This is a genomic window from Pelodictyon clathratiforme, assembly GCF_982375515.1.
In genome coordinates, this window is the sequence record NZ_OZ455102.1 from 1,011,409 (window position 1) to 1,030,188 (window position 18,780).

Genomic DNA, 18,780 nt, shown 5'->3' on the forward strand with positions numbered 1-18,780 from the left:
CAGGTTTCGCAATCAGATACATCGGTAACTGTACCATGCAAAAAATCATTCGTGCCGGGTTTCTCTATTTCGCATTCGTGCTTGGTACGGGCTTTGTGCTTGGTTCCTTTCGGGTACCGTTCCTTGTGCCTCGTCTTGGCGAGCGTTGGGCGGAGCTGGCGGAAATGCCGATCATGGCCTTTGTCATCTTCTACTCTGCAGGCTATATTTTGCGGCGCTTTCCGGAAATCAATCAGGCAGGGACGTCGTTGCTGGTCGGTTTTCTTGCGCTTGCTCTTTCCGTCTTCGCGGAACTGGGTCTTGCCACACTCCTGCAGGAGCAAACGCTGGTTGCGTACATCGCCAGTCGGGACAAGGTATCCGGTTCGGTCTATCTTGTCTTACTTCTGGTATTCGCTCTCATGCCGTGGCTTCGTCTGCGAAAGAATGAATACTTGAAAGTCATTTCATGAATGCGAGTTCCACCCTCTCTCCCGGTGAGAAGCGCATTACCGGTATTGTTGAAAAGGTGAGCTTTTTCAGCGAATTGTCGGGGTTCAGCGTTTTGCGCCTCAGTAGAAAAGGGGAGAGTGATGCGGTGACCGTTGTGGGTTATGTTGCTTCCGTCACAATGGGCCAGCATATTGAGGCGGTTGGTTGCTGGCATAACGACAAGAGCTGGGGTTTACAGTTTAAGGCGACGCATCTCGTAGTTGTTCCTCCCGATACGCTTGAGGGAATCACAAAATATCTCTCCTCCGGCATGGTCAAGGGAGTTGGGCACCGTCTGGCAAAAGTGCTTGTGCGGACTTATGGAATGGAGGTTTTTACGGTTATTGAAGATCATCCTGAACAACTGCTTGGGCTTCCCGGTGTTGGTAAAAAAAAGTTACAGCAGATTGTTGCTGGCTGGGCGGAGCAGAAGGCGATTAAGAAAATCATGCTCTTTCTTCACTCTCACGGGGTGAGCACGTCGCGAATTGTCCGGATTTTTCGTGTTTATGGTGATGAGGCTGTGGCGGTGGTGAGTGCCAATCCATACCGCCTCATCCTTGATATTCCGGGAATTGGTTTTCGGACAGCCGACCAGATTGCCCGGAATCTTGGCATGACTTCTGACTCTCCGCTGAGGGCGCGTGCAGGTATCAGTTATGCGCTTCAGGAGCTTTCGCTTGAGGGGCATTGCCGGGTTCCGGAGCTAATGCTGCTTGCGGCCTGCAGGAAGCTTCTCGATATTCCTGAGCCGGTGCTTGAAGATGCTCTCCGGCAGGAGCTCTCTATCGGCACCATTGTCGCCGTTGAGGAGGAGGGAGAAAAGAGTTATTACCTCGCGTCGCTGTATAAAGCTGAGAGGGGAGTTGCCAAAAGTATCAGCCGGATTATGCAGGGTGCGCTTCCCTGGGGAACGCTTGATCCGGCAACGGTTATCCCTGAAGCGGAGAAGCTTTCTGCTCTTGAGCTTTCGGAATCACAACGTAACGCGGTTGCTCTTGCGCTCTCAAGCAAGTTCATGGTTATTACCGGCGGGCCGGGGGTGGGCAAGACGACGATCATTAATACCATTTTGAAGATTCTTGATAGCGGAAAGCTGAAGTTTGTGCTTTGCGCTCCAACGGGCAGGGCGGCCAAACGGCTTGCTGAATCTACCGGAATGGAGGCGAAAACCATTCACCGGCTGCTTGAATTCGATCCCTTTGCTCGCGAATTCAGACGGGGAAGTTCTTATCCGCTGGAAGCTGATCTGGTGATTGTTGATGAAGCCTCCATGATTGATGTGGTGTTGATGAACCGTTTGCTGGCGGCTGTTTCCCGGCGTTCAGCCCTTATTTTTGCGGGTGACGTTGATCAGCTTCCTCCGGTTGGCCCTGGGTTTGTGCTTGCCGATATGATCAATTCGGGCGTACTCCCTGTGGTGCGATTGACAGAAATTTTTCGTCAGGCTGAGAGCTCCTTGATCATTGTCAATGCTCACCGGATTAATCGCGGGGAGTTTGTGGTTTCTCCTCCTGACTCAACGGCAGGCGCTGAGCTTTCTGACTTTTATGTGGTGCCGTCAGAAAGCACGGCGGATATTCAGCGCAGGCTTCTGCTGGTGGTGGCTGAACGTATCCCCGGGCGATTCGGCATGGATCCGCTGCAGGATATTCAGGTGCTGACCCCCATGAACAAGGGGCCGCTTGGTACGGTAGCGCTGAATTCGCTGCTGCAGGAACGGCTGAATCCCGGCGCTGTCAGAAAAATTGTGCGTTTTGGAACCACGTATGCCGAGGGGGACAAGGTGATTCAGGTGGTCAACAACTACGACAAGGAGGTTTTTAACGGCGATATCGGGCGTATTGCGGTTGTGGACGAAGAGGAGAGCACGATTCGGGTCCTCTATGATGGCCGGGAGGTGCTCTATGAGTCTGGCTCGCTTGATGAAATTGCTCTTGCCTATGCCATCACGATCCACAAGAGTCAGGGGTCGGAGTACCCGGCGGTGGTGATACCGCTCTCCATGCAGCACTATACGCTGCTTGAGCGAAACCTGATCTATACAGCCGTGACACGGGCGAAAAAACTGGTGATGCTTATCGGAGATCCGAAAGCAATTTCGATGGCTGTCGGCAACAAACGTTCTTCGCAAAGGTTGACCGGTCTTGCCGCTCTGCTTGCGGAGGGAACGGACGATCACCTGCGTCAGTAATCATCCGGCTTTTTTGTTATATTGCGTGCCATTCGTTCCTGCTGAGTGCAAGCTGGCCGGTATTTCCGAAATCATTAGCGCTGTTTTATGAAGATCGTGAAGACATTCAATCTGGTACGTCTTTGTATGTTCCAGATGGGTTTCGGCCTCATGCTCGGCTTCATTCAGGATATCCTGAACCGGGTCATGATCAAGGAGCTGTTGCTGCCGGCAACTATCGCGCTGGGGCTTATAAGCCTTAAGGAGCTTCTGGCCATTTTCGGCGTCAAGGTATGGATCGGCAACTTGTCGGACCGATTCAGCATTTTCGGTTATCACAGGACACCGTATATTCTTCTTGGGCTTTTGAGCTGCGTTGTTGCCTTTGTGCTTTCACCTGCAGCGGCCTATGAAGTGAAGATAGGCGGTACAGCATTTTCGGAGATGCTGCCAGCTCTCCTGACCGATATCGGTCTGTGGAAGCTCGCCTTCATTTTCCTTCTGTTCGGTTTCGGTCTGCAGGTTGCGACCACGGCATATTACGCACTGATTGCTGATGTTGTGCCTGAAGAGCATATCGGCAAGATAACCGGAGCGAGCTGGACCCTCATGGTTCTGACTGCTATCATTTCGAACTGGAACATCGGCAATTATCTGAAGGTTTTTACTCCTGAGCGGCTGACGCAGGTGGCTGAAATCGGCGGTCTCATCACACTCTGTTTCGGGCTTGTGGCCGTTCTCGGTGTAGAAAACCGCAATGCGGAAGCTGCTCAGGGCAAAGGGAAGCACAGCATCAGCTTTTTCCAGTCGGTGCGCCTGCTCTCCTCGTCTCCAAGGACGCTGCAGTTCGCCTTCTACATTTTCATCTCCATCTTTGCGCTCTTTGCCAACGAAGTTGTTATGGATCCTTTTGGTGCGGAAGTTTTCGGGATGCCGGTTTCAGAAACGACCAAGCTGTTCAAACCGATGATGGGCGGTACCCAGCTTATTTTCATGCTTGTTACCGGCTTTCTGCTTTCACGGATAGGGTTCAAGCGGGGTGCCTATTTCGGTAATACGTTCAGTGCTATCGGATTCGCTGTCATCATTGCCGCAGGTTTCATGCACGACCAGTCACTGCTTCGAATCGGTCTTGTCGTGACCGGTATGGGCCTCGGTGCGGCAAGTGTTTCCAACATCTCGATGATGATGAACATGACAGCGGGTCGCAGCGGCATCTATATCGGCCTCTGGGGCACCGCCCAGAGCCTTGCCATCTTTATCGGTCATTCCGGCGCCGGTGTGATCCGCGATGTGGTCTATACCCTTTCCGGTAACCACATGTTGGCCTATGCCGTCATATTTGTTATTGAGATCCTTGCCTTCACGGCATCAAGCCTCTTGTTGCCCCATATTTCCAAGGAGGCGTTTGAGGCCGAGAGCGAAGCGAAAATGTCGGAGTTCGCCGTTACAGCGAAGGCTGGCTGACGGTAAAATGGAATCAAAAACTATGAAATATGTTTTTGGGCCGGTCTCTTCAAAAAGGCTTGGCCAGTCACTTGGTGTTGATCTGCTTCCCCCGAAAAGCTGTACCTGGAACTGTGTGTATTGCCAGTTGGGAAAGACCCGGAAATTTGTCACCGAGCGGCAGGAGTTTTTTGCGCGTGAGGAGATTCTTGAGGAGATTCGCGAAGCGCTCGAACGGCACAAGGGGCTCGACTGGATCACCTTTGTCGGCTCGGGCGAAACCATGCTCTACAAGGGGATTGGCTGGCTGATTGCGGAGGTAAAAAAACTGACAGATATTCCTGTTGCGGTGATCACCAATGGCTCGCTTCTCTATCTGGAGGAGGTGCGTGAGGAGCTGCTTCAGGCTGATGCTGTGCTTCCCTCGCTCAATGCCGGTTCTGAGGCTCTGCACAACCAGATCGTCCGCCCGGCGGCAGGCCTGACCTTTCGCCAGCATCTTGAGGGGCTTGTTGCATTTCGTCATGAATACCAGGGGCGCCTCTGGATTGAGGTGATGCTGCTTGGTGGCATCAACGATTCCGACGAGGCGCTACGCGATCTTGCCATTGTCTTGAAAGAGATCAATCCTGACATGGTACACCTTGTGCTCCCCACCCGGCCAGCTCCCGAGCAGGAGGTTCACCTGCCCTCCGATGAGCGCATTGAGCGGGCAATTGCCATTCTTTCAGAGGTAACAACCGTAGTTAATCCGCTCAAGGGCAATATGGATCTTCGTAACGCTCCGGATATGCTTGAAGCGATTACGGCCATCGTTTCACGCCACCCCGTGCAGCAGCGAGAACTTCAGAAAGCTATTGCTGACTGTTTTCCCGGTGAGAATGATAAAACGGCTGAGGTTATGAAAGAGATGCTTGCAACCGGCCGATTCAAGCTTGTCGAACATAACGGGGAGCCTTACTGGGTGATGCAGAGCTAATCATCATCTCCGCCTTCGTGTTCCCGGTCGCCTCCATAGCCTCCCTCTCGCTCTCCATCGCTTCCATTGCGATGGCATTTAATGCAGTTCTGGTAGTTATATATACCTTCCTCAAGATGCTCGTCTGCAATTTTTGAGGGAGAGTGTTCATGACAGTTGTAGCAAGTATATTTTTTGAAGTCAGCCGGATCGGTATGGCAGGTCGAGCAAGCGGCAAGGTGATCGCCGTCAAGGAGGAAATATTTGCTGTGATCATAGGTAGCAGGCTTCCACGCAGTGGATGTGTGGCATGTTGCGCAGTCAACTTTTGGAAGAGGATGCAGATTGTCATTTGGCTGCTCAGCCTTGTGGCAGGTGATACACTCTTTTCCGTTTGAAGCAGTTAGTTGGTTATGGTCAAATGTTGCCGGTTTCCATTTTGTTCTGGTGTGGCATGTCGAACAATTCTCCGTTACAGAGTGATGGAGGCCATCTTCAGGCTTTTGGTTTTTATGGCAGTTGATGCACTCTTTCTGCAATGCGCTTGAAAGAGCGGCGTGCATAAAGGGTTTGACGGTTTTTGCAGCTTCGGTTCCCTTGTGATCGTTGTGGCAGTTGATGCAGGAGTTGCTGGTAACGCCTTTGTGAAAAAGAACCTTGCTGCTCTCTTTCCGGAGAAGTGAGCCAGCAACAGTTTTTATGCCTATGGCGTTTTGTTTGTGACAACTGGTGCATTGCAATGAAGCGGCGCCGCTGAATGGCTTGTGACAACTCAGACACTTATCTTTGAATGCATGATGGCCTTTCATCAGCGGGCCAGGGTTGAGCAGCAGATCGGGAAAAGCGGTGGCTGTGGCGCCCAGAATAATGGCTGAGACGATAAAAAGAAAGAGCGGTTTCAACGGTTAACCTCCCCGGCCTGACAGGTTAGTGTGAACGTGGTACCTTTGCTGGTTTCACTGGTTACCGATACCTCGATTTTCTGGAGATCGGCAAGTTTTTTAACGATGGATAATCCTAAACCAAATCCTCCTGTTCCGGAGTTTCTTGATTCATCGACCCGGTAAAAACGTTCAAAAATAGCGTTCAGTTTTTCTTCAGGAATGCCTGCTCCCTGATTGCTGATGCTGCAGATAATGGTATTGGCCTTGCGTTTTACGGCTATCGCTATTGTTGAGTTGTTCGGAGAGTATTTGATGGCATTGGAGAGAATGTTATCGAGAATCATGTCAAGCATTCCCGGATCGGCACTAATCCAGGTGTTTTCAGTCTGATCACTGGTGATTGCAATCTCTTTTGTCGTTGCAGATGGCAGCATTCTTTCAATCAGACGTTCAATATGCTGAGAGAGTTCTACCTTTTCGATATGAGGATTCATTTTGCTGCTCTCATATCGGGCAAGCATGAGTAGTTGATCGATCAGTTTTGCCATACGGTTTAACTCTTTCAGGCAGAACTGAATTCTTGCTTCATAGTGTTCTCTCTCTCTTGGCTTGCGAATCAACACTTCAAGCGTTCCTTTGACAATGGCAAGCGGTGTTTTCAGTTCGTGAGAGGCGTCGGCTGTAAAGTGCTTTTCGCGTTGAAATGCATCCTGCATCCTGGTGACAAGTGCATTGATGGTTACCGAGAGGCGGTACAATTCATCATGATGATAGGGAAGGGGTATGCGGTGATCAAGATTTGTCTGTGTCATTTTTTCAGCAGTGGCAATAACCTTTTCAATCGGATCTATGCTTTTGCCAGCAATCAAACGGGTAAGAATAAAGAGTGTCAGAATGATGATTGGAAATGAAAAGAAGAAAATTTCCTGCAGGTCGTGCAGGACGATCAGTGCATTTTTTACTGGAACAGCAACAATAAGGTACCCTTCTGTTATTCCTTTGTTATTAACAAGAGGTACCTGTGCCTGTCGTACCATTGAATCGCCGAAATTGCTGTTGAAGTAAGTTGTCCCAGTCTGGTTTGGCTGAAATGCAAGAACGCACCATGAGAGGCTTGCTGATTTATTCATGACCTGCCCAGCACTATTGACAAGCTGAATAAATTCAGTATCAACATTTATCTTTTTGTTGTTATTTGTTTTATTGTCATTATCATTGTCATTTTCACGGTGTTTGTCATGGTCATCGTCATCAATGTTTTGAATACTTGCAAACCCCTGAAAATTATCTGTTGATATCTGTGAGTCCGAAAGGACTTCCAATATTTCTTTTCTTATTTCGTCATCAAATTGTCTGTAGACGATTTTTTCAACCATGATATAGAGGATGATAAATACCAGGGCAATTAAAAATGCTGTCATGATGGTGTAGTAGAAAGCGATCCTGTTTCGCAAACTCATCACCGACCACGCTTTAAAAAAGGAGCGTTTTTTTTGGACAGTATTTTTTTGCTTCATGTTTTTGAAATCTCTGGTTCACGAACGATATATCCCACTCCCCGGATGGTCTGAATAATGTTTCCACAACCTGCAGCTTCGAGTTTTCTGCGCAGAAAGGTGATATAGACATCAATGACGGAGGTATCGGAATCAAAATGGATATCCCATACATGCTCGATTATTCTGCTTCTGGTACAGACTCGATCTTTATTACGTACAAGATATTCAAGGAGGGCAAATTCTTTCGGTGTGAGGGTCACTTCAGTTGAAGCACAGAATACCTGATGGGTTACCGGGTTAATGTTAAGGATTCCGGCGTTGAGTGAATCGTCATTTCGGTTTTTATTCCTGAGCTGTACTCTGATGCGGGCAAGCAACTCTTCAAACTCAAAGGGTTTTTTGATATAATCATTGGCACCGGCGTCAAGTCCGAAAATCACATCTTCAAGCGTATCTTTTGCGGTTAAAAAAAGTATCGGGACGGCATTCCCTGTTTTTCGAATCTGCCTGCAGACCTCAATACCGCTGATGGCGGGAATCATCCAGTCAACGATAATCAGGTCGTATTCATTGATCAGTGCCATGTCGAGCCCACTTTTTCCGTCATAGGCAATATCAACGGCAAAGTACTCCTCTTCGAGTCCATCCTTGAGGAATCCGGCTATTCCCGGTTCATCTTCGATAATCAGTAATCTCATAGGTAGAGTGTTGGAGTATTAATCGTTATCGCTCTCTTTTGTGACGGAACGCTTTGTTTGTTTTAAAATGGCATCAAGAACCTCTTTTTCGCTTTTTTTATTGGTACTGGCAATTTGCTGAATGGTCAACGATGGATTCTTGACTATGATACCGCTTTTTCCGAGTTCTTCAACAAGGAGCTTTTCAGTAATTCTGGTAACAAGAGCAACGGTTTCCAGCGATGATGATTCAAGGAGCTGTACCGCAATTTTTCCTTGATGTTCTTTTCCTTTTTCTTTTCCCTCATCCTCTTCACCGAATATTGGCAGCAGGGAAGCAATCGTGATGATGAGTGCAGCGCCAATGATACCGAGAGCCGTTTTTTTTGAGAAATAGGTAACGAATTGTTTCCCGTTCGATATGAGGTGGAGCAGAACTGCTGTGACAAGAAGCCAGCTCAACCATTTGTGAACAGGTTCAACGAGACCGATCTCTATGTCAAAAAAAATCAGGAGGCCGGTGACTGTGGAGATAGTAAATGCACCAACAGCAAGGGGTGTTGCCCAGGACTTCAATGTTTGTTTCATGGTTTCTTGTTCGTGTTTTGAGAATCGTTGTCGGTTTGCGTAGTTATTTGAACTGTTTTAATTTAGTTCGGGGATTCTTAAAGAAGTCTGAGAGGGAACTTAATTTTTGCTTAAATCAGGGTGAAGCACCGTGACCGTTTGGAGGTGGAGTGACGAACGAACTGCTTTTTAAATGAGTTACAGAGGTATCTTCCGCTGTATATTCAACCTGGTCACCGTGGGAGTTTCATTTGAAGTCAAGTACAGCTTACATCACCTCACTCTATCACTATTATGCCGATCTCTTTTGATCATGATGCTCTCTGGATTCGTAAGGGTGAACAGGTGAGTCTCGACAAGCGTCCAACTCTTGTTGAGCCCATGTATCGTTCCAAAAAAGAGTATAAAACCATGCTTGCTGATCATGTTGCGCAGTTGAGTAAACTGCAGCAGGTTCATTATGCCGATAACCGCTATTCGGTGTTGCTGATTTTTCAGGCGATGGATGCTGCTGGCAAGGATGGTGTTATCAAGCATGTGATGTCCGGTGTGAATCCGCAGGGTTGTCAGGTTTTCAGTTTCAAGCATCCTTCGGCCCAGGAACTTGATCATGATTTTCTCTGGAGAAGCAATCGTTGCCTGCCAGCGCGGGGTCATATAGGGATATTCAATCGTTCATACTATGAGGAGGTGCTGATTGTTCGAGTGCATCCTGAGATACTTGTTGTGCAGGGTATTCCGGATGAGCTGATCAAGGGTGGTGAAGTTTGGGCAGAACGGTATCAATCGATTGTTGACATGGAACGGCATCTCTATCGCAATGGGACAAGGATCGTGAAGTTTTTTCTTCATTTGTCGAAAGAGGAGCAGAGGAAACGATTTCTGGACCGGATTAATGCACCGGCAAAAAACTGGAAATTCAGCGCTGCTGACCTTGAAGAGCGCAAGTACTGGGAACAATATATGCAGGCTTATGAGAGCTGCCTCAGCGCTACCAGCAGCAAGCAGGCGCCATGGTATGTTGTTCCTGCTGATGACAAACAAACTGCTCGCCTGATTGTGTCACAAATCATCGTTCATACCTTGACTGATCTTGGTCTGTCATACCCTGAAACAAGTGATCAACGTCACAGTGAGTTGAAGAATATTCGCAAACGGCTGATGGAAGAGCGTGCATGATGGACGAGAGAGCGTACAATGGAGGTTTCAGGTTCCTGGTTATAGCGTGTTGATTTGAGAGATTATCCACAGTCATCGTCGTCCATCAGTTTGAGCTTCTTGCAACCGCACTCCCACCCGTTTTTACAGGCTTCTCTGTACCAGGCTTTTGCCGTCGGTTTGTCCTGTTGCACTCCGCGACCCTCTTCGTACATCTCGCCGAGGTTAAACTGGGCCTCTGCATATCCCTGCTCGGCAGCCAGACGATACCATTTGACAGCCTCTCGATCATCCTGATTGATTCCCAGGCCGATTTCATAGAAAACTCCGAGTTTATTCTGGGCTTGAGCGTTACCCTGTTCAGCCTTGAGCTGTGTCTCTTCAATTTTTTCCCGTGAGTCAGCGATTGCTGTTCCGAAGAAAAGCATCAGGCAGAAAAAGAAGGTAACTGATTTTTTCATCATGGGTCGGCCACTATTGGGTTGTCAGATTCTGACCGTGATGCCTCTTTGCCGCAAGTACTCTTTGGCTTCACGGATTGAGTGCTGGCGGAAGTGGAAGATTGATGCTGCAAGCGCTGCGTCAGCATGGCCTTTGGTAAAACCGTCATAGAGGTGTTCAAGATTGCCTGCGCCTCCGGATGCGATGACGGGAATGTGGACTGATGTTGATATTTTGGCGAGAATATCGTTGTCATATCCCTCTTTTGTACCGTCCCGATCCATACTGGTCAGCAGGATCTCTCCTGCGCCGAGTTCCTGGACTTTATGGGCCCATTCAAGTGCTTCATAGCAGGTTGGCTTTTTGCCTGAATGGGTAAAGACCAGATAATCTTCCCCCGTTTTTTTGATGTCGATGGCAACCACAACAGCCTGGGATCCATATCTTTCTGCAATCCGGGTAATCAGGAAGGGGTCATTGACTGCTGCGGTATTGACAGAAACCTTGTCAGCACCGTGCAGAAAAACCTCCCTGGCGCGCTCGACCGAGTTGATTCCGCCTCCGACGGTGAGAGGAATGAAGATCTCTCCGGAAACTTTCAGTACCTCTTCAAGCGTCGTTTTGCGTGACTCGAGTGATGCTGAAATATCAAGGAAGACAAGTTCATCGGCCAGTTCATTATTGTAAAAGCGTGCCTGTTCAAGGATGGAGCCTGCATCTCTCAGCCCTTCAAAGTTTATTCCCTTTACCACCCTGCCATCTCGAACATCGAGGCAGGGGATGATCCGTTTGGCTAACATTGACCTATAGAGCTGAAATTCGTTATTGAAAACCGTTCTACAAGAAATCAATAAAGTTCGAACTCTACAACAATATTATTCATCAGTCGTGGATGAGAGCTCATTTTTTTGATTCATCGCTGTTTTCGACAAAAACCCGGCTCTCTTTGGGGCGTTTGCCGAGGAGCAGAATTCTTGTGGGATTGTATTTTGAGGCAATCCGTTCAACAAGTATTGGTCCGGCGATACCGAGGGCTGTACCGAGGATAAAGAGTACCCAAATCTCGGTTATGCCGATTTTGATAAATAAAATTCTGGATGCGGCTGTAAAAAAAACATGAAAAAGGTAGATGCTGTAGGAGAAGATGCCGATTTTGGCAAGAAACAGGGATTCATACTCGATAAAGAGCAGGCCAGTGCAGAACAGGGTGCCTATGATGAGTGCGTTCAGTGAACGCCTTTCTCCACCATATTGTTGACCGAAGAAAAGAAGAAAGAGGATGATGGTTGTTATGAGCACATACCCCAGAATTTTCCGGTTGTTGATCTGCACCGGGAAACGTGAGCAGTAGAGGCCGACGAGAAAATAGGGAAAGAGATAGATGGCGCCAGCAATCGAGAGCCAAGGAGTTCCGGCATTGGAGACATAGAGCAGAGCGGCTATCAGGAAAGGGAGGGCAAAGCCGGTTTTGTTCTGCAGGATTTTGAAATGTTCCAGGGGAATGATAACGAGAAAGATCAAAAAAAGCGCTTCAATGAACCAATAGTGTGCTACAGGCATGAGGTGCAAAACACGCCAGTTCGTTATTGCTGTGTTTGTTCCAGGGGTAAGGGTCTGGACGAGGGCGAAGAGTGTGCCGACAAAAAGCATGGGAACGATCAAGCGTCGTATTTTTCCCGCCATAAATTTTTTCCAGTTCGATGAAAATGGTCTTTGCGCATAGACAAAGCCTGAAAGAAAGGTGAAGATCGGCATACGAATATAGATGAGCAGCGAATTGGCATCTTTCAGAACTCCTTCCTGTATACGAAGGCCGCTGTCAGGAGTGATTCCGATGACATGGTAGGCGACCAGAAGAATACAGGCAAGACCTCTGAGTGTGTCGATAGTGCTGTCTCTGTTTGTCGTGAGTGTAGTCATGTTATTGGGTTGTTTCTTTTGGCTCTCTTTTTTATGGCGCTTTTATACCATTCGGTGAGAGCCCATAAAATGAGGAGTAGTTCAAGAGCAAATGTCCAGTGAGTGAAATAATTTGTTTCGGCTGAAGTATCGGCTATCCAGAAAATTGCGTTATCCATGGATGGCGACATCCAGAAGATGTGGCCGGTAAGGGTATCCAGTACGATATGGATAAATCCGTTAAGGACAAATATAAAGAAAGTGGCCTGGTTTTTGCCGCGATTACGTTGTAGTAGCAACCAAAATACGGAGATCAGTAACAGGGTTAACCAGAAAATCGGTAAATGGGTAACGTAGGTGTGGTGATGGTTCCTGGGCTCAAAAGGGTCGATCAGGAGATAATACAGTAAATCAATATCCGGGGCAATTGCGCCAAACAGACCCCAGAACATAAATGCCCCCGGGTTGATGGAGTCGTTGTAACATTTTCGCAACAACAACTTTGATGTAATATAGCCTGCCGGTAGATGTCCAAAAATCATTGTTCTTCCTCGACAGGGGCTTTTTTGCAAAAGATGGACAGGAAACAGGTACTATTGCATTGATAACTGACCCAGGGTATTCACGTTCGAGTTCTTTGCGATACAAGTTCTTCTTCATGAAACAGAGTTGCCATTTGTTGGTTGTTGGTGTGCTGGTTGTACAGTGTGACAACTTTTTTTCGGCCTGCAACTCCAAGTTCTCGACGTAGTCGGGGGGTGGTGAGCAACTTGCGGATCTGGTTGGCAAGATCTTCTGCGTCACCCGGTGTTGCCAGCAGCCCATCTTTTTCATGTTCAATGAGTTCGGGTATTCCGGTGATTCGGGTTGAAATAACCGGAATCTCTTTTGCCATGGCTTCCATCAGCACGACAGGGACACCCTCGGCAAAGCTTGCAAGCACAAAGAGATCGGCCCGTTGATAATAGTCGCGCACTTTATCCTGTCCGAGTGCACCGGTAAAGGTTGCCGAGCCTTTCATGTTGCCTGAGTTGACAGCCTTTTCAAGTATAAGCTTGTCGGGACCATCACCAACAATGGTGAGATGAAATTCGAGTCCCTCTTTTTTCAGGAGCCCACAAGCTTCGAGCAGGATATATTGACCTTTTGCTGGTACCAGCCTTCCAACACAGAGGATGTTCGGTACCGGGTTCTCGGGTTCAGCTCTTGGAGTATAAAGATCAGGATCTACTCCACAGCGGACAATGTGGAGTTTATGCCACTCTTGTGGCTCACTGAGGCGCATGATCTGACTTTTGCAGTAGTGGCTGATGCAGCGGACAAAGGCAGCTTTCCGGATTTTTTCGGGAAGCATGGCGGAATCAACGGTATAAAAGATATCAGGGCCATGTACGGAGATGCTGTAGCTTATTCCTCCATAGGTTTTCATCAGTATTGCTACAATGGCGGTGGGGTTTGCAAAATGTTCGTGAATGTGGGTAACGCCATTTTGGTGAAGCCACTGCAGGAGAATGCCCGCTTCAGCAAAATAGGCCGCCGCCTTCAGCGGACTTTTTGGTCCAGTGGTCAGCAGTCGTAACCCCGATGCGGCCATGCGCAGGTATCCCGTCGGGTTTTTCTTTATGCAGTGCAGATGAGCGGCAAGCATTTGGGGTAATGGCATGGAAAGTACCATGAGGGTACGACCAGCCTCCTGTTGTTCATCCGGAGTCATGACGTCAAGGTTCGATGGCTTCCGGATTGATGCCGTGTGGACACTCATTCCGGCTTTTCGGAGCGACTCAATCTCTCTATAAATAAAGGTGTGAGAAATTGCAGGATACTCACTGCAAAGATAGGCTATCGCTCTTGTTGTCATGTGGCTTGTATTGAAAAGTCCTTGTTATAAAGGTAATTACGCCTATTTTTAAATGGCTTGACGGTTAAAAAGTGCTCTTCTTTCCAAAACAAGTTCTTGTCATTTTAATGAAGGGATTCTGTTTTTTTTTGACGAGAGAGAATGGTCAACGCCTGGCTGAATTTGTTGGTCAGTGATTTGTGTGAAAGGCAGGTCAGAAGACATAATTTGTCGCACTTGATGGTAGCTTCACGGATTTTTTTTGCCTCGGCTCCTCTCCAGATCTCTTTCGCAGACTGCGTTGTGGTATTGCCGATGGAGGGAAAGTGGAAACATAATTTGACATCGCCATCAGGACGGATATAAAACTCCTGCAGGCCTATTCTGCATGGCATGTATTCAGGAGAGGCTGTTTTTTCCTGAAAGCTTGCTGTTACGAGTCGAAGAACTTCCTCGCTGTTCATGATCGGTGCCCCTGCGCGTTTCATGGCGATTAATTTTTCCATCGAACGGTCAAGTTCAGGCCAATCTTTCTCTTCAATCCACAGTTCATCATACGTTTCACGAGTCCATCTTCCGAGAGGCTGAAAATTGACTGCGGTTGCTCCAATATTCATAGCCCACTGGACAATTTCCGGGAGCGATCGGAAGTTCAGCGACATGATCGTCGGTTTTATGATAATCGGAAAGGTGACGTTTTGTTTCGCCTGTTCCTGTTGCAACAGGGAGATCCCTTTCGTGATTTTGTTAAACAGGCCATTCATGCCTCTGATATAGTCATGAATTTCAGGGGTATGAGAGTCACAGGAAATATTAAGGTTGAATGGTCTTGCGGCGACAATGTTCGCGGCATTTTTTTCATTCAGTAATGCTCCGTTTGTTGTAACTCCGGCATGAATATCATGATCTCTGCAAAAAATGAGCAGATCAATAAACCCTTTTTTTATAAACGGCTCACCTCCGCTGAAATTGACCGCAAACGAGCCTGTAAATTCTTTTATGCTCAGAAGGCTTTTTTTCCACTCTTCAATAGTGAGTTCCGGGATGTATTCTGCCTGTCGCCAGTATTCGCAGTGACGACATTTGCAGTTGCATCGCTCATTGACCAGTGCGTGAAATGTTATGGGCCTTGTTACATCGATGTTTGTTTTAAGATAGAGGGCTTCAGCAATGGCGTTGCGCGTATGGCTGAGTCCCAGAGTCAGCAATTCGGTGACATTCATCGTATTATTTTCGTTTTCTATCGTTAAAGCATTTCACCTACAGTGGCATTTTTATTGTCGATTCATTTTCATAGTGTTTTTTCAATCGTACGAGGAGTCCTGCGGTCATTCCTGCTATGACACCGACGTTATTGGCAAAGGCGTCGAGATATTCGAAGGGCCATCCGCTTATAATACTGTGCATGGACTCAAACAGAAAGCTTAATGGTGCGATGGCAAGCGATATCAGAAACGCTGTTTTTCGTTTGCGGAATATGAGCAGGGGAAGGAATGAGAGAATACCGTAAATAAGGATGTGGATAATAAGATCGATTTTGAGGACATGGAAAATAGCTGTCATAGTCAGGAAACTGCCAGCAAAGACCATAGCAATGATGATGATCCAGAATCTTAAGAGTTTCGCTTGGTATGGCTGCATCGTTGGTCGCCGTTTGAAAGTTGGGATGTTATCTTTTTATTCATTGTCGTGGAGATCAGGATGATCCCGCAATAAACCGGGTGAGTGGCGTGATCGTTTCCTCACTGTGCTGCAGTTCTTCGGCTTCTGAACCATCGTGCAGTGTCAGGGTATTTTTCAGAGCCATTCCGGTCAAACCACCGCTGAAAAGCATGTAAATTGGATTGATCATGGCGTTGAGCAGGTTGTCAATCATGGTGAGGGCAAGAAATACGGCCATTACTGCCGGGCCTGCAACCTCTTTTTTGTTCCACTGTTCGGGTTTAACCCTCAATACAAACAAAACAACGGGAAGTTGAATACTGATAACCATCATAAGCAGGCCGTAGATACCGTTCTGTCCAAGTGTAATGATCCACAGACCATCGGTGACGCTGAGATCCTTTCCTTTCTCATTGTAGACTCGTGATCTTCCATATCCTCCCCATCCAAAAATGGTGCCCTGAAGTGCCTTGTCGATCAGAATGGTTTCATTGTCGAAGCGAAATTGCAGTGACTGAGCCCGGACAGCACTGAATTTTTCTGCTACAAAGTTTGAGAAATTCCTGCCATCCCATATTCCTGTGACTCTTGTGGCGATATAGAGATGTGGAGGAAGCAGAAGAATCAGTACAAGAATGATCTTTTTTATCCTGTTTGACAAATAGAGTACAAAAACACCGATAAGAAGGAGCACAATGGCGCCCTGAGACTGCATCATGATGAAGGTAAACATCAGCATAAGAAGCACATACTCTGTACGTACCCTCATAATTTTCGCAGGCATATTCTTTGAGTAATATAGCCAACTTCCAAGAAAAATCGCAAGCATCATCCACATTGAGGTCATAAGGCCATGCTCCATGTAGACCATTGGTCGAAACCCTCCTCCTTCCCGGAGTGTCTGGAGGAACTCGTGCTGGTGAAAGCCATAGGTCAGGCGGTGCAACTGTGGGCTCATGATCATCTCAAACCAACTGAATGGAATGTAGATGATTCCTCCAAGCACAACGGCAAAGGAGAGGATTTTTAGTGCAGCGGTATCAGTAAAATAAATTCTGCCGATGTAGTAGGGCAAACCCCATCGTATCGTCTGGTAAAGGCATTGTGAGAGGCCGTCATAAGGGCCAAGATCATTGAAAAGTGAGGAGAAAAAGGGGGCTGTACACCAGAGCAACATAGGGATGTCGACGGCACTGAACTGGAATGTTGCAAACCGTTCACTATCGAAAATTTTGATACTTGCAAGAATACCGATAGCGATGACGGTCGTTTTTGTGTGGTGAAGAAGAAAAATATTGTATTCAGCACAGGGGAGAAACATCCATCCGGAAACGTAAGCGATTACCACAGCCTGCCGATGTTCAAATTTTTTAAAAAGGAACATGACAAAGAAGGGCATGCTGAAGAGGGTAACCGGTACCAAGATATTTCCAGGTGCACCACCCATAACTTGTTTTTTTAAAGAATTTTTGCCGGTACCCCTATAGCTGTTGCTCCGGCGGGTACATCATGAAGGACGACGGCATTTGCTCCGATACGGGCATGTGCTCCGATTCGGATGTTACCGATAATTTTTGCTCCGGCGCCGATATCGACATGTCCCTCTATGACCGGAAGGCCAGGTTTCAGCCCAGCGCCGATGGTGACCTGTTGGAAGATCAGGCAATTAGGCCCGATCTCAGCTTCGGGGTGGATGACGATGCCGTTTGGATGGGGCATCATGAGTCCGCCTCCGATTCTGGAGTCGAGTGGAATATCCGCTCCGCTGACTGCACTCCAGAACCGGTGAAGCAGCACAAGAAAAGGGGCTGTAATCATGCTAACGGGCCCACCTTTCATTTTGACCCGTTGATAGCTGCGAATTGTCGACAATAAGTACTTTGCAGGCTCGTAACGTCCGGGAACCGCTTTTTCCCTTTGCCAGTCTGGTTCGGTTGCTGAAATCAACATTATGTGCTCCTCTTCCATAGATTGGGATAGCGTTTTTCAAGTAAAAGGGCGCGTTGTTCGGCTACGTTTTGCCATGTGAATTTTTGTGACCTCACCCTGGCCTGTTCACCGAGAATCGCTCTTTTTTGAGGATTTTCAGCAAGATCGGTAATTGCTTCAGCCCAGGCATCAATATTCATGTCGGGAAGCACTATCCCGTTGATGTTATTCTGAACAATCGCTCCTCCTCCCATTTCGGTAACAATCGGTGGAATTCCATGTGCCATCGCTTCATAGGTTACCATAGGCCCACCCTCTTCAAGACTTGGAAAGACAAAGACATCAGCCTGGGCATATACCAGACCGATATTCTTTGTGTAGGCGATATGGCGAATATTGTTTCTTGTCAGCTCTTTTGCCATGAGTGTCTGAATCTCTTGATCAATTCCGCCACACAGGAGTAACTCGCCATCAATGTCAGCCTTTTTCCATGCTTCAAGAAGCAGAGGAATACCTTTCCGTATGCAGAGGGTTCCTGTAAACAGAAAGACCGGTTTCGGGTTTTTCGGTCGTGGGGCAGCAGCAGAGGGGAATCGTTCCGGGGACCATCCGTAACTGCTTGAGAGCAATTTATGTTCGGGGATGTTGTTTTCAAGCATGGAGGCTCTTACCATCGGGCTCGGACAAAATATGGCATCAGCAATGGCAAGTTTACGGTTTTCCTCTTCTATCTGTTCGTCACTGATCGAACCGGCAAGGTTGATTCCGAAATGCTCACCAGCTTTTTCAACTATTCTTCGTGATGTTGAACGGTGACAGTTAATTCTTTCAACAATAATTTTAGTCCCTCTTTTATGGAAACGCTCAAAAATATCAAGTGACAGTCCAGCCCATAAATAGACCGGAGAGGATAATTTTTCGGTTTTGAAGAACAATTGTTCAACGATAACTCTTGGTTGCTCTTTTGATCCAATCTTGTAAACCAGCGCTTTTTTCAATCCACTCATAGCTGGTTTAAGCCAGGGATAAACAAGTAGTTCATCGGCACTTGGAACGCTTAACGTAGCGTTTCTCCCGGATTCATTCCAGTATCTGCATAAGGAGAGTGGAACATGACTGTTGCCGAGATTTGATGCATGGTAGCCGAACAGTACTGGTAAGCAGGCCATGAAGAGGTCT

At 47.6% G+C, this 18,780-nt stretch carries 19 protein-coding genes; 5 read left to right on the plus strand and 14 right to left on the minus strand.

The window, feature by feature from the left end; genetic code table 11:
• Positions 1 to 35: 35 nt before the first annotated feature.
• The 4 genes from AC56AD_RS04915 to AC56AD_RS04930 all read left to right on the plus strand — a co-directional run bounded on the left by AC56AD_RS04915 (position 36) and on the right by AC56AD_RS04930 (position 5,069).
• Positions 36 to 452 (plus strand): hypothetical protein, encoded by a 417-nt coding sequence (locus AC56AD_RS04915; RefSeq protein WP_041526696.1) that lies wholly within the window; start codon positions 36 to 38, stop codon positions 450 to 452.
• Positions 449 to 2,665, plus strand: a complete 2,217-nt coding sequence (recD2, locus tag AC56AD_RS04920; protein WP_012507767.1) for an SF1B family DNA helicase RecD2 — start codon at positions 449 to 451, stop codon at positions 2,663 to 2,665. The genes AC56AD_RS04915 and recD2 overlap by 4 nt, the downstream gene beginning before the upstream one ends.
• Before the next feature lie 96 nt (positions 2,666 to 2,761).
• The gene (locus AC56AD_RS04925) at positions 2,762 to 4,111 is read left to right on the plus strand and encodes a BCD family MFS transporter (RefSeq protein WP_041526697.1); all 1,350 of its coding nucleotides are present in this window, start codon (positions 2,762 to 2,764) and stop codon (positions 4,109 to 4,111) included.
• Positions 4,112 to 4,133: 22 nt separating this feature from the next.
• The gene (locus tag AC56AD_RS04930; protein ID WP_012507769.1) at positions 4,134 to 5,069 is read left to right on the plus strand and encodes a radical SAM protein; all 936 of its coding nucleotides are present in this window, start codon (positions 4,134 to 4,136) and stop codon (positions 5,067 to 5,069) included.
• Here the strand turns inward: AC56AD_RS04930 and AC56AD_RS04935 are convergent.
• From AC56AD_RS04935 to AC56AD_RS04950, 4 genes are read right to left on the minus strand one after another with little or no spacing between them, the layout of a single operon-like run.
• Entirely contained in the window at positions 5,066 to 5,950 is an 885-nt protein-coding gene (locus tag AC56AD_RS04935; RefSeq protein WP_012507770.1) for a cytochrome c3 family protein, read from the minus strand. The genes AC56AD_RS04930 and AC56AD_RS04935 overlap by 4 nt on opposite strands.
• Positions 5,947 to 7,392: a sensor histidine kinase gene (locus AC56AD_RS04940; protein WP_223293989.1), complete on the minus strand. Its 1,446-nt coding sequence runs from the start codon at positions 7,390 to 7,392 to the stop codon at positions 5,947 to 5,949. Before AC56AD_RS04940 ends, AC56AD_RS04935 begins: the two co-directional genes overlap by 4 nt.
• Before the next feature lie 53 nt (positions 7,393 to 7,445).
• Entirely contained in the window at positions 7,446 to 8,129 is a 684-nt protein-coding gene (locus tag AC56AD_RS04945; RefSeq protein ID WP_012507772.1) for a response regulator transcription factor, read from the minus strand.
• Between the two features lie 18 nt (positions 8,130 to 8,147).
• Positions 8,148 to 8,696, minus strand: a complete 549-nt coding sequence (locus AC56AD_RS04950) for a DUF4405 domain-containing protein (RefSeq protein ID WP_012507773.1) — start codon at positions 8,694 to 8,696, stop codon at positions 8,148 to 8,150.
• Positions 8,697 to 8,969: 273 nt separating this feature from the next.
• On the opposite strand from AC56AD_RS04950, the gene AC56AD_RS04955 reads away from it, so the two are divergent.
• On the plus strand, positions 8,970 to 9,854 hold the full coding sequence (locus AC56AD_RS04955; protein WP_012507774.1) for an ADP-polyphosphate phosphotransferase: 885 nt from the start codon (positions 8,970 to 8,972) through the stop codon (positions 9,852 to 9,854).
• Positions 9,855 to 9,916: 62 nt separating this feature from the next.
• Here AC56AD_RS04955 and AC56AD_RS04960 read toward each other — a convergent pair whose 3' ends face one another.
• From AC56AD_RS04960 to AC56AD_RS05005, 10 genes are all read right to left on the minus strand, one after another.
• Entirely contained in the window at positions 9,917 to 10,297 is a 381-nt protein-coding gene (locus AC56AD_RS04960; protein ID WP_012507775.1) for a tetratricopeptide repeat protein, read from the minus strand.
• Between the two features lie 21 nt (positions 10,298 to 10,318).
• A complete protein-coding gene (gene hisF, locus AC56AD_RS04965; RefSeq protein ID WP_012507776.1) occupies positions 10,319 to 11,074 on the minus strand; it encodes an imidazole glycerol phosphate synthase subunit HisF in 756 nt (251 codons plus the stop codon).
• A gap of 100 nt (positions 11,075 to 11,174) precedes the next feature.
• Entirely contained in the window at positions 11,175 to 12,194 is a 1,020-nt protein-coding gene (locus tag AC56AD_RS04970; RefSeq protein ID WP_012507777.1) for an acyltransferase family protein, read from the minus strand.
• On the minus strand, positions 12,191 to 12,715 hold the full coding sequence (locus AC56AD_RS04975) for a metal-dependent hydrolase (RefSeq protein WP_012507778.1): 525 nt from the start codon (positions 12,713 to 12,715) through the stop codon (positions 12,191 to 12,193). The genes AC56AD_RS04970 and AC56AD_RS04975 overlap by 4 nt, the downstream gene beginning before the upstream one ends.
• An 80-nt stretch (positions 12,716 to 12,795) precedes the next feature.
• Positions 12,796 to 14,031: a glycosyltransferase gene (locus AC56AD_RS04980; protein WP_012507779.1), complete on the minus strand. Its 1,236-nt coding sequence runs from the start codon at positions 14,029 to 14,031 to the stop codon at positions 12,796 to 12,798.
• A 104-nt stretch (positions 14,032 to 14,135) separates the two neighbouring features.
• On the minus strand, positions 14,136 to 15,233 hold the full coding sequence (locus tag AC56AD_RS04985) for a radical SAM protein (RefSeq protein WP_012507780.1): 1,098 nt from the start codon (positions 15,231 to 15,233) through the stop codon (positions 14,136 to 14,138).
• A 37-nt stretch (positions 15,234 to 15,270) separates the two neighbouring features.
• Entirely contained in the window at positions 15,271 to 15,573 is a 303-nt protein-coding gene (locus tag AC56AD_RS04990) for a VanZ family protein (RefSeq protein ID WP_498984258.1), read from the minus strand.
• Between the two features lie 133 nt (positions 15,574 to 15,706).
• Positions 15,707 to 17,119 carry a hypothetical protein gene (locus AC56AD_RS04995; RefSeq protein ID WP_012507782.1) on the minus strand — a complete coding sequence of 471 codons (1,413 nt, stop codon included), beginning with the start codon at positions 17,117 to 17,119 and terminating at the stop codon, positions 15,707 to 15,709.
• Between the two features lie 11 nt (positions 17,120 to 17,130).
• The gene (locus tag AC56AD_RS05000) at positions 17,131 to 17,622 is read right to left on the minus strand and encodes a serine O-acetyltransferase (RefSeq protein WP_012507783.1); all 492 of its coding nucleotides are present in this window, start codon (positions 17,620 to 17,622) and stop codon (positions 17,131 to 17,133) included.
• Positions 17,622 to 18,770 (minus strand): glycosyltransferase family 4 protein, encoded by a 1,149-nt coding sequence (locus AC56AD_RS05005; RefSeq protein ID WP_012507784.1) that lies wholly within the window; start codon positions 18,768 to 18,770, stop codon positions 17,622 to 17,624. Before AC56AD_RS05005 ends, AC56AD_RS05000 begins: the two co-directional genes overlap by 1 nt.
• Positions 18,771 to 18,780 lie beyond the last annotated feature (10 nt).